The following is an 11,354-nucleotide window of genomic DNA, read 5'->3' as shown; positions in this document are numbered from 1 at the left end:
TTTTTTAATGGTATTGTGATTGTTATAATAAAGTTATAAAGATATAAAGAATAACATAAACTATTTATAAACTTAATATTAAATAGTCATTATCCCCCTTTTAAATCTGAAATTAAATATTTAATGCTCCATAAATTTTATTGAAGTTATGTTCATCGAACCGAAGGTTCGAGCAGCGAAAACTCCGCAGGAGTTTTCGCCTAAATTTCTAACGCACACAACTATAAATAAAATTGTTAAGGAAAAAATTGGCGAGATACGAAATTTAAAAAGAATGAGGGCAGATATAATAAATTCATTGAAACAGCAAAATAAAGATGGGATTTTGAGCAATATTGAACGTCTTGAATATATCCTTCAAACAAGAAAAGAGGCAGAGATTATAAAGAAGATTGATAATTACAACAAACTATTAAACAAAATTAAAAAAATTGATGAATTGACTATAAAAATTAGGGAAAAGCCAAATGAAATTTCAGAATTGCTCAAAAAATCATCAGAAGAACATCAAAAAGTCCTTGAAAATGCAAAAATTAGTACAAAAATCCATGCAGAATTATTAGATATATATTATGAAATAAACAGATTAAAAGCAAAATCAAAAGAACTTTATCAATTAATATCAACAAAACAATAAACATAAAACATATAGCAACCAGCAATAATAAAATACAACGAGTCTATGTATTTTGGGGAGAGTATGAAAATATATGAGAGAATAAGAGAGTTATCAAGAAAATATGGGTTGAGAAATGAAGAAAAGATGATTCTTGGAACTGATGGGAGTGTAACGAATCTCTTAGAAATTTTATTTGAGGGGGATGTCATTGTTAAGACAATAAATCAAAAAATTGTAGATGATGTTAACTATAGAACAGTTATACTTGAAGTGAATGATATTCCTCTTGTATATGCCACTTCAAAAACCCCATTTAAGAACATTGAGCATGGATTGAGAGAGAGCATAAAAAGGGATTTGTTGTCTGCGGATATTCCAATTGGGAGGATTTTAAAGATGCACAATCTTGAAACAAGAAGAGAAATTATAGACATTGATGTCAAAGAAGTTGATAAAGAAGTTAGAAAGTTATTAAAAACAGATAGAAAAATACTTCCTCAAAGAACATACAATATTATCCACAACAACAAAATATTAATGCAAATTACTGAGATTTTTAATGTGGGGGAGCACTTATAGTCTCTAAATTTATTCCGAAACTAAATTTTACTTAACATTTTAAAAAAGAATTGGTGAAAATCATGTTAAAAGAAGCAATGTTCTACGAAGAACTTGAAGATAATAAAGTTAGATGTAATTTGTGCCCAAGACATTGCATAATTTTAGAGGGGAAGAGGGGATTTTGTAGAGCGAGGAAAAATATTGGTGGAAAATTATATGCCATGGGATACGGAAAGTTATCATCTGTTGCAATAGACCCAATCGAAAAAAAGCCACTATTCCATTTTTATCCGGGTTCAAGTGTTTTATCCATTGCTACGGGGGGATGTAATTTTAGATGTAAGCACTGTCAAAATTGGCAGATAAGTCAGAAAGCTCCTGATGAGATTCCATACAGAGAAATGTATCCAGAGGATATTGTAAATCTTGCAGTTGAATATAACTGTGAAGGGATTAGTTACACATACACAGAACCTACAATATTCTATGAGATAATGTATGATACAGCAATTCTTGCAAGAAAACATGGGTTATATAATGCAATGGTAACAAATGGCTATATTGAGGAAGAACCCCTTAAAAAACTTCCAGTAGATGCCATGAATATCGATATTAAAGGAAATGCAGAGTTTTACAAAAAGGTTTGTCAGGGTACTCTCGACCCTGTTTTAAGAACCTGCGTATTGGCAAAAAAACTTGGAATACATGTAGAAGTAACAAATCTAATAATCCCCGGATACAATGATAACGAGGATGACATACTATATATAATAGAATTTGTAAAAGAGAGATTAGGGGAAGAAACGCCCCTCCACTTCACAAGATTCCACCCTGATTATATGTTAATGGATGTCCCTCCGACACCTGTTGAGATTTTGGAAAAAGCAAGGAATATGGCATTGGAAGAGGGTCTAAAGTATGTTTATATTGGAAATGTTCCAGGACATGAGGGAGAACACACATATTGTCCAAATTGTGGAGCCTTGTTAATTAGGAGAGACATATATACCATATCAATTGTTAATCTTGATTTACTAACAAAACCTCCAAGATGCTCTTTATGTGGTGAAAAAATAGATATCATTACAAAATAAATGAATGTGCGATGATGATTGCCGACTTCACTGATATATGATGATATCGGGGACACCTGAGCACAATTTTATAATCTTTTATGTATAAATTGGTTGAAAATCCCCAATAAAATTAAAGGAAGAACCACACTATATTTAAGAATTAATCATAATCATAGCCTATTTCAAAATTTTATTGTGGTTAAATAAATAACAAAAATTCCAAAAATTATTATAGTTATATCAGTAATTCCGCACACAGCCATGGCTATTTATCTTTTTTTATAATAACTTGTTTTTTGTCATTTGAAGGAATTATTCTAATTTTTGCATTTTCAAATTTTCTATAGAGTGTTTTTCCCTCAAATAACCTATCTAAAAAAATCGCAAGTGCAGCAACTTCTGAATGTGGTTGGTTCCCAATAGATACATTATAATCAGCAAGTTCATACGCTTCTTTTGGAACTTTCTCCGCTCCAACAATAACTAAAATGTTCTTTCCCTCAAACTCCTTCTTTATTTCATCCATTATCTCATTGACATTCGCCCCATACATTGTCAAATGAACCACAATCCCATTATTTTCTTTAAAATTTTTAATGTATTCCTTCCATTTTTTTATAACTTCAAATTTAAAGTTTCCTCCCCAATTCTCTACAATCTTCTTTACGCTTTCTTCAACATGTTCGTCCTCTACAGTAAATATTATCTTATCTGCTCCTAATGCTCTCGCTGTTAATGCTACATGTGTTGATATCCTCTTATCCCTCTCTCCTCTATGTCCTAATCTTAAAACCTCAACTCTCATGAAAATCCCCTGTTTCTTAATTTTTTGTCCCTAAATCAACTTAAAGCATATTTAGTAAAAACTTGATCAATCAGACGAAACTATAGTCGTGTGCGTTAGAAAATTTGGCAAAATCCAAGGGATTTTGCCGTATATCTTTTGGCAAAACCTTTAGGTTTTGCCGTATAATTTGGTAAATTTTTAAGTTTAATGTGTTATTTCAAATTTTAATGAATGATAACAATTATTTGGAAATTCATTAACGTATAAATAACTTTAAAAATTAATGGCAAAACCCTTTGGGTTTTGCCGTATATTAATTCCGCACACGACTATATTTGGATAAACAAAATCTTTTGTGGGCTTTCATTGCCCAAAATCTTGGTTCTGATTTCGTTATCCAAACCTTCGATTTGGAACGGATGCATTGCTTTACTAGCTTAGTAATGTATCTTAGCTGTTATAAATTCTTAATCTTCTTTATAACCTCCAAATAAACATCTTTTAATGGCAAATTATGTTTTTTTGCCACTTTCTTCAAATCCTCAAATTCGGGTTTTTTTGAAACTATCTTTCCATTAAAATAGGAAACTTTAACCTTAACATCCTCACCAAACACATTAATAGTTTTAAATTCTCTCTTTGCAATACTTCTATGTACATAAGGGATAACTCTAATGCCTATAGTCCCTGTTTCTTGCATTAGAATTTCACAAATCTCATCAATATCCTTCGCATTGGCGATTATTCTTATTATATATGCAGGTCTATTTTTCTTCATGAAACATGGAATAAAATGCAAATCCCTAACTTTATCTTTCAAAACCTCATACAGATAACCCAAAATTTCAGGAGAAACATCATCAACATTTGTCTCTATTAAACAAACCTCATCTTTAAAGTTATCCTTTGCTTTAATGACCCTTAAAACATTTGGGGCTTCAAAATCTTTATCCCCTGCTCCATAAGATATTTTTTCAACATTAAATGTAGATTTTGCCAATTTTGGGTTTAGGTATTTTATTATCGTTGCCCCTGTTGGTGTTGTTAATTCCCCATATTCAGAAAAGAATATCTCGAATCCCTTCAATATTTCTAATGTTGCTGGCGCTGGGACGGGCATTTTTCCATGCATGGTATTTACGAACCCACTACCAACATTTATTGGGGTATAATAAAATTCTTCATTCTTCAATTTCTCAATACAATATGCAGCCCCTACAATATCTGCAATGGTGTCAACTTGCCCAATTTCGTGAAAATGGACTTTCTCTACGTCAATACCATGAACTTTTGCCTCTGCCTCAGCAAGGATTTTGAACATGCCCAATGCGTGTTTCTTTATATTATCATCTATGCTGGAATTTTTAATTAATTTTTTTATCCATTTGTAGTTTCTGTTTTCTAAGTTTTCTTTTTCTTTTGGAATTATATTTATTTTATTTGCAATTATCCCTCTCTTTTTGACTTTCTTTACCTCAATATCAACATCAACAACCTTTTTTATAGTGTTTATTAACCCCTCCTCATCTACAAAATCAACCATAGCAGATAAAAACATATCTCCAGAAATTCCCATGAATGGATTAAGTATTATCATAAAAATCACCTCAACTTTCAAAAATTAAAATAAAAAAAGAGATTATAAAAATTTAAAAAATTTTATAGAATATAATTTCATTTTAAGTATTCTTTTCCATAATCCACTTCATAAACCTTAAATCCTGGCTGAACACCAAAGTTCGTTGGGTCGTATGATGCTTTAACCAATTTTATATGCTTTAAGCCATATCCATCAAGGAAATGCAATCTTGTATATATACTGTCTTCAAGGTTCCTTGTTGCTATCCATACATAAACTCTTCCATCAGACTCTACTCTTACAATTTCACTCAATTGCCCATCCTTATTAAGAACTTTTTCAATGACACCATTTGGGGTTTTTATAATTATTTTATGGAAGTTCACTTGTCCAATAATTTTTGGTTGCCCGTTCTTATAAGCAATTACTGCAGTTGATATGTTGTCCATTGTGAATGGTATGTTTGTCATGTAGTAGAGGTTTCCAACACGCACTTTTGTAATAATTGAGTTGTTGTATATCACTCCTTTTCCTTTGAAGTAATAGCCTTTTTCTCTTTTGTCGTTTGATGTATTTGGTGGCAAATCGAAATTCCAGTTTCCAAACATGCTCCATACTGGAGCAATGTCAGTCATTCTATTGTAAGTTATTAAATAGTCTGGATTTGGATGTTTTGGGTGCGTTGCATTTAATACTTCTTTTGCTTCTTTATCAGTTAAACCATATTTTTCTGTTAAAATTTCGTATGCAGCACTTCTGTTTAGTGGAAGTATTTCATTCAATATCTTTACTGTTTTTGAAACATTGTTGTGTGTTTTGTTCATAAGCACACTGCCTTTTTTAAATGCTTCATCTCCACTTGTGGCAAGCATTCTCAATATCCCAACTGCAAGTTCTTCATTTGATGTTGAGAATGCTCTACCTACCCAATAGGCCCTTGGGGAATTTTGGCTACCTCCATCAAACGTCACCATCTTTCTTGTAGCCCAGGTATAAATATGTCCATTATCCCACCAACATGTAATAACTGCATTGTCTGGAGTGTTGTTTTTAATCCAATCTAAGCTCTCTTTCCATCCATTGTTGAATGTTGGTACTGTGTAGAATGGAACTGCATTTGCAAGTGGCGGGAGGACTAAAGCAACTGCCAATGCTAAGGAAATCCCTTTCTTTAATTTTAATTCAGTATTGGAACTTATAATATCTCCTATTTTATACAATGCTAATGCAACAACCAAGGTTAAGAAAGTATAAGCAGCAATTGGTATATAAGTCGTTGGAATGAGGATTTGTGGGATTTTAGCTCCATAATTTGCAATGCTCCACAAACATGCCAATCCAACTATTGGATAGAGAGTATATTCAACTAACTTATCTCTACTCATCATTACGAATTTTTCGATCTGCCCAACTAATATACCAACACCAATTGCCAATGGTGGTGTCATTAAAGCAGCAAACCTAATACCTTTTGTAGCTGCATATCCAGTAGCAAGTAGCCAAATGGTTAGCAATATTGCATATTTAACATCAAATTCTTTCTTCCCATGCCTTAATGATATAAATGAAGCAAATATCCCAATAATACCCAATATGAATAATGTTATTCCCCCAATTGAGTTGTTAACGATATCCCTAAACGATGGTTTTGAAAGTTCTGCTACTGTTGTATAGACGTTTGGCCATCCTGTTGCATGTTCGGTTGTAGTTAAAACTATCTGGTAACTTAGTGGAGCTGTAAATGCTGTAAGAAATGTATTAACCCCATAAGCCATTGAGATTAGCAATGCACTACCAGCTATGTAAAATCCTATTAAATAACATATATTTTTGACATTCTCATGTTTAATGGTATTACCCAATTTTTTTGACAGTATTAAATAAATCCCATAGATTATCAGAGAAGCTGAAACAATATCAAACGCATACCACCAAGCACCCCACATTTTTGGGTATAGTGCTGTTAATATAACTGCTAAACTCCCAAATATTAATGATTTTTTAATATTATTTTGATTGTGTATTGCTTCAATAATAAACCACATTATAAATAAGATTGGCAAAACTTCAAATATCGGAGTATCTGCGAATCCTGCAGATGTTTTATACAACAATCCAGGAGCAGATATTAAAGCTAATGCCCCAACAATCCCCCCAAGATTGCTTAACGTTGCTCTCCTAACTATAAAGTAGATTGGAATTCCCAACAACATACTAAGAATTGCTGGAACCCAAAAAGCAGCGTTCATAATGCTAACTGTTGGATCAATGGAATGCCATATCTCATAAAGTAAAACTTCAACAATACAAATTACTGGTGGCTCCCAACTTACTGGATGTCCTGGAGGAGCGTATTGGCATGTATCATAAGGGACTAATTTTCCATTGACTTCTTTCAATGTTTCTCCAATATATCCATGTTTGTAGAGGTTCTCACTCAACCTCAAATAGTAGTAGGGATCTAATGCTATAAGATACATCCTCCCATGTTCATCAGCAAACATCTTTTTTAGCTGAGGGTTATCTGTAAATCCCATATCTGCTGTCTGTGCTCTTAATTGGAAACTTATCAACGATATTGCCAAAACAATAAGAAATATCTTTATATGCTTATGTTTTTTAAAAAATTCAGACACTTTATTAAGATATTCAATCATCCTTTCCCACCTTCTAAAATTCCTAAATAATATCATAAATATTAACACAAAACTGCATATACATCTTATTAAGATTTAATATGACAACTCATCAAGCAACTAAATTTAACTAAAAAAATTAAAACAGCAAAGATATATAAATTTATTGTTATTTATCATTAGCAACGTTTGCAATGAAAGGTGAAATAATGGAGGATTTAGTAATTTTTATGATTGTTGCATTTGTTTTATCTGTAATGCTTACAAAATTCATAATAAAAAAGATGATAAATGTAAAATACGGGATAGATTTACACAAAGAGGAAAAAATAAAAGTTGCTGAAATGGGGGGACTTGCACCACTAATCACGAACATCGCAATTTTGCCATTTTTCAATCCTTATGTTTTAGTTGTTGTGATGTTGTCTGGGATCATTGGAATTATTGATGATATTGCAAAACTCTCACCAAAAGAAAAACTCATCTCGCTTGGAATGGCTGCAATTCCAGTAGGAATTTTGCTAAATATGGATATTTTTCATTTATTTTTGTTGATAGTGGGAGTTTCTATAACCTCAAATTTAACAAATATGCTTGCAGGATTCAATGGGCTTGAGATTGGTGTGGGAATTATTTCATTAATATTTTTAGGTTTGTGTTTGCTAATTGTTGGAGATGTGGGGGGATTTCAGTTAGTTATGGTTTTTGTAGCATCTTATTTGGGTTTATTTGTATTTAACAAATATCCAGCAAAGGTCTTTCCTGGGGATGTCGGGACATTACCAATAGGCGCGTTTTTGGCAACAGTAGCAATTTGGAAAGGAATTATTTTGCCATTTTTAATTATTATGATACCATATATCTTAGATGCATCATTAAAATTCTATAGCGCTGGAGTTACAAGGAGGGAGGAGCACAAGCCAACAGTATTAAAAAATGGAAAACTCTATGTTGAGGGAGGTTATTTATCACTACCAAGAATCATACTAAAAAAGAAACCTATGAAGGAATGTGAAATTGTTTTTGTAATTTGGGGGATCTCAATATTTTGTGGAGTATTGAGCTTAATAACTACAAAAATCCTATATTAAAGTTTTATATTAAAATTCAAATTTAGATATTAAAAATAGGCATCAGCTGAGCCCATCTCATCATAAATCAGCCGGGGACAATATCATCATCTGCCTTTAAATTTAAAAAAGACAACACTCCAAAAAACTATTTTTTTCTAAGTTTAATAAAGTTTTCGAAATTGACTTATGTTATTGTAGATTAATGCCAAATTTTCATTATCAATTTTTATTTTTTATTCATTTTTTAATACATTATAAAAATTATTATTACTATAATAGTATAAAATATTAATTTTTGACATATCTAAGAAATTAAATACCTATATTTACATTTTTAAAGAGATATTTCTTTATATAACGCCCTTTAAAAAGGTTAATAGATTAATTTTATTTTTGGAGGTGGACACTGTGACAAATACTATAGAAATTGCCCCTACAACAAGACATGAAGGGCACGCCAAATTAATTTTAGAAGTGAATGATGCAGGTATCGTGACAAAAGCATACTATCCAAACACTACCCCAGTTAGGGGCTTTGAAACAATGTTAAAAGGAAGACCTGCGGAATTTGCACCAATTGCAGTCATGAGAATTTGTGGTATCTGTCAAACAACTCACGGAATTGCTTCATGTGAGGCAATTGAGGACGCTATTGGATGCGAAATTCCAGAAGATGGAAGATTGTTGAGGGAATTAGTTGGATTAGGAAACAGAATGCATTCTCATCCATTGCACCATTTGTTAATAGCTGATGACTTCATAAAACCAAATGAACAAGATTTGAAGGTAGAGGCAATAAAACTCATACAAAAAATGAGAAAAGTTGGACAATTAATTGTAGACATTGTTGGGGGAGAAGGAATTCACCCACCAAACATTGTTATTGGTGGAATGAGAACAAACATTACAGAAAGAGCAAAATCAAAAATATACTATGCATGTAGAGAATACGAAAAAGCTGCTTACCAAATGTATGAACTCTTAGAAATGCTCATTGAAAGATACTTAGAAGAAGTAGGAATTTCTGACTTGGGAGCTCACGACTACCCATACATTGCAACACACACAACATTTGGAGACAGAAACGCTATAGACTGGGATAATGTAACCGAAATCCCAGCACAAAGATACTACAAAAACCCAGAAATTGCCCAAACCGCAACAAACCAAATCCCACTCTACTGTGGAGTTCCAGTAGAGGGAGGTCCAAGAGCAAGGATGGTTAAATTTGGAAACTTTAAAGCAGGAGGAAGTGCATTAGACATAAACATTGCAAGAGCACAAGAAAACCTTGGAGCAGTTTATAGAGTATTTGAAATCCTTGATGAGTTAAACCTCAACGGAAAAACAAGAGTAGAGCCAGAATACAAAGATGGATTTGGAATTGGTGTTCACGAGGCACCAAGAGCAACAAATGTTCACATGGCAGAAGTTGGAAAAGATGGAAGAATAAAATCCTACAAAATTATTGCAGCGTCAACATGGAACATGCCAATAGTTGAAAAGGCAATCGAAGGTTATCCACACCAATATGCGGAAGTTATCATGAGAGCTTATGACATATGAGCTTCATGTGCAACACACGTCATCGTTAAAGATGACGAAACAAAAGAAGTCATTGAAGTAAGAAGAATCTAAATCATCAGCGCCCCAAAGGATGAACTCGAGGGGGAACCCGAAAGGGACCCTGAGAGGGACAACCCGCGCATGGGGTTGTATGGGGCGTTAGTTGATAACTAACTCAATCATTTCTTGCTATCCTTTGGTGAAATGATGAAAACACGCTTAGACATTGAAGATGAAGATTTGTTTGACTTTACACCTTCTTATTTAAAAAAAGAAATCATGGTCTTGGCTTGTGGGAACATATTATTTGCAGATGATGGATTTAGCGTTCATGTAATTGAAAAACTAAATAATATTCTTACAGAAGAAGAAAAAAAGAACATTGCTTTAGTAGATGCGGGTGCTGGAGCTCCACAGCAAGTTCTAACACTCATAGACGAAAATTCAAAAACTAAAAAAATTATCGTTGTGGACGTTATTGATTTCGGATTAAAACCAGGAGAAATTAAGATACTAAAAAAAGACGATCTACCAAACCCAGAACATAATAGGATTGATATCCACGATTGGCCATTATCAACAATACTGAGGCAGGTTAGCGATACTTTTGGAATAGAGATTATGGTTGTTGGTTGTCAGGCAAAATACATATCTGAGCCAGATGTGGTTATTGGTTTAAGCAAAGAGGTTGAAGAAGCTGTTGATAAAGCCGTAGAAATCATCTTAAAAGAATTGAGAAAAAACCAACAATAACGGGGGAGAAATCATGGTAAAGGTTGCCCACGTCCAATTAAGTAGTTGCTGTGGGTGCTTAGTTTCCTTAGCAGATACATACGAGAAACTTTTAGACATTTTAAACAGCATTGAGTTAGTATACTGCCAAACTTTGATGGATGTAAGAGAGATTCCAGACAATTTGGATATCATATTAGTTGAAGGTAGTGTTTGTTTAGATGACCACCATGCATTGGAGTTAGCAGAGGAAGTCAGGAAAAAAGCAAAAATTTTAGTCGCTTTGGGGGCTTGTGCTGCGACTGGTGGAGTTACAAGATTCTGCAGAGGAAACCAAATGTCAAAACCAGTCCACAGTTCATTCTCCCCATTGACAGAAGTTGTAAAATGTGATTTAGCAATTCCTGGATGTCCACCTTCCCCAGAAGTAATTGTCAATGTAATAACAGCAGCATTAAATGGAGACGCAGAGTATTTACAACCATTTGCAGAACTTGCTGAAAAAGGAGAGGCATGTGGTTGTGATTTGCTATACAAAGTTGTTAATAAATCCCTCTGTATGGGTTGTGGGACCTGTGCAGCAGCATGTCCAACGAGGGCAATTGAAATGCTCGATGGGAGACCAAACGTGTTGAAAGAACTCTGTATTAAGTGTGGAGCATGTTCAGTCCAATGTCCAAGAATCAGATTCCCAAAATTAATTGAAGAGATCGAATAAATTGAGC

General features: G+C 33.3%; 10 protein-coding genes. 7 read left to right on the top strand and 3 right to left on the bottom strand.

Features of this window, described 5'->3' with window-relative positions:
* The first annotated feature begins 274 nt into the window (after window positions 1-274).
* From METIG_RS09070 to amrS, 3 genes are all read left to right on the top strand, one after another.
* The gene (locus METIG_RS09070; RefSeq protein ID WP_052297405.1) at window positions 275-637 is read left to right on the top strand and encodes a DUF7121 family protein; all 363 of its coding nucleotides are present in this window, start codon (window positions 275-277) and stop codon (window positions 635-637) included.
* Between the two features lie 63 nt (window positions 638-700).
* Complete coding sequence (locus METIG_RS09065; protein WP_048055613.1) at window positions 701-1,198, top strand: chorismate--pyruvate lyase family protein; 498 nt, start codon at window positions 701-703, stop codon at window positions 1,196-1,198.
* Between the two features lie 62 nt (window positions 1,199-1,260).
* Window positions 1,261-2,274 carry an AmmeMemoRadiSam system radical SAM enzyme gene (gene amrS, locus METIG_RS09060; RefSeq protein WP_013799921.1) on the top strand — a complete coding sequence of 338 codons (1,014 nt, stop codon included), beginning with the start codon at window positions 1,261-1,263 and terminating at the stop codon, window positions 2,272-2,274.
* A 247-nt stretch (window positions 2,275-2,521) separates the two neighbouring features.
* On the opposite strand, the gene METIG_RS09055 is transcribed toward amrS, so the two are convergent.
* From METIG_RS09055 to METIG_RS09045, 3 genes are all read right to left on the bottom strand, one after another.
* On the bottom strand, window positions 2,522-3,061 hold the full coding sequence (locus tag METIG_RS09055) for a tRNA (cytidine(56)-2'-O)-methyltransferase (RefSeq protein WP_013799920.1): 540 nt from the start codon (window positions 3,059-3,061) through the stop codon (window positions 2,522-2,524).
* 439 nt (window positions 3,062-3,500) lie between these two features.
* Window positions 3,501-4,640 (bottom strand): nickel pincer cofactor biosynthesis protein LarC, encoded by a 1,140-nt coding sequence (larC, locus tag METIG_RS09050; protein ID WP_013799919.1) that lies wholly within the window; start codon window positions 4,638-4,640, stop codon window positions 3,501-3,503.
* A gap of 77 nt (window positions 4,641-4,717) precedes the next feature.
* Window positions 4,718-7,279, bottom strand: coding sequence for an STT3 domain-containing protein (locus tag METIG_RS09045; protein ID WP_013799918.1), 2,562 nt, complete (start codon window positions 7,277-7,279; stop codon window positions 4,718-4,720).
* A 188-nt stretch (window positions 7,280-7,467) separates the two neighbouring features.
* Between METIG_RS09045 and METIG_RS09040 the strand changes: the two genes are divergently transcribed.
* The 4 genes from METIG_RS09040 (at window position 7,468) to frhG (ending at window position 11,347) form a co-directional block, all read left to right on the top strand.
* The gene (locus METIG_RS09040; RefSeq protein WP_013799917.1) at window positions 7,468-8,349 is read left to right on the top strand and encodes an MraY family glycosyltransferase; all 882 of its coding nucleotides are present in this window, start codon (window positions 7,468-7,470) and stop codon (window positions 8,347-8,349) included.
* A gap of 390 nt (window positions 8,350-8,739) precedes the next feature.
* Window positions 8,740-9,969 carry a coenzyme F420 hydrogenase subunit alpha gene (frhA, locus tag METIG_RS09035; RefSeq protein WP_157209567.1) on the top strand — a complete coding sequence of 410 codons (1,230 nt, stop codon included), beginning with the start codon at window positions 8,740-8,742 and terminating at the stop codon, window positions 9,967-9,969.
* Between the two features lie 135 nt (window positions 9,970-10,104).
* Window positions 10,105-10,650 carry a coenzyme F420-reducing hydrogenase, FrhD protein gene (frhD, locus tag METIG_RS09030; protein WP_013799915.1) on the top strand — a complete coding sequence of 182 codons (546 nt, stop codon included), beginning with the start codon at window positions 10,105-10,107 and terminating at the stop codon, window positions 10,648-10,650.
* Window positions 10,651-10,663: 13 nt separating this feature from the next.
* Window positions 10,664-11,347, top strand: coding sequence for a coenzyme F420 hydrogenase subunit gamma (gene frhG / locus METIG_RS09025; RefSeq protein WP_013799914.1), 684 nt, complete (start codon window positions 10,664-10,666; stop codon window positions 11,345-11,347).
* Window positions 11,348-11,354 lie beyond the last annotated feature (7 nt).

It is taken from the genome of Methanotorris igneus Kol 5, assembly GCF_000214415.1.
In the GTDB taxonomy this organism is placed as follows: Archaea; AGJL01; Methanococci; order Methanococcales; family Methanococcaceae; genus Methanotorris; species Methanotorris igneus.
The sequence above is the reverse complement of the archived record's forward strand: the minus strand, read 5'-3'. Positions and strand labels throughout refer to the sequence as shown.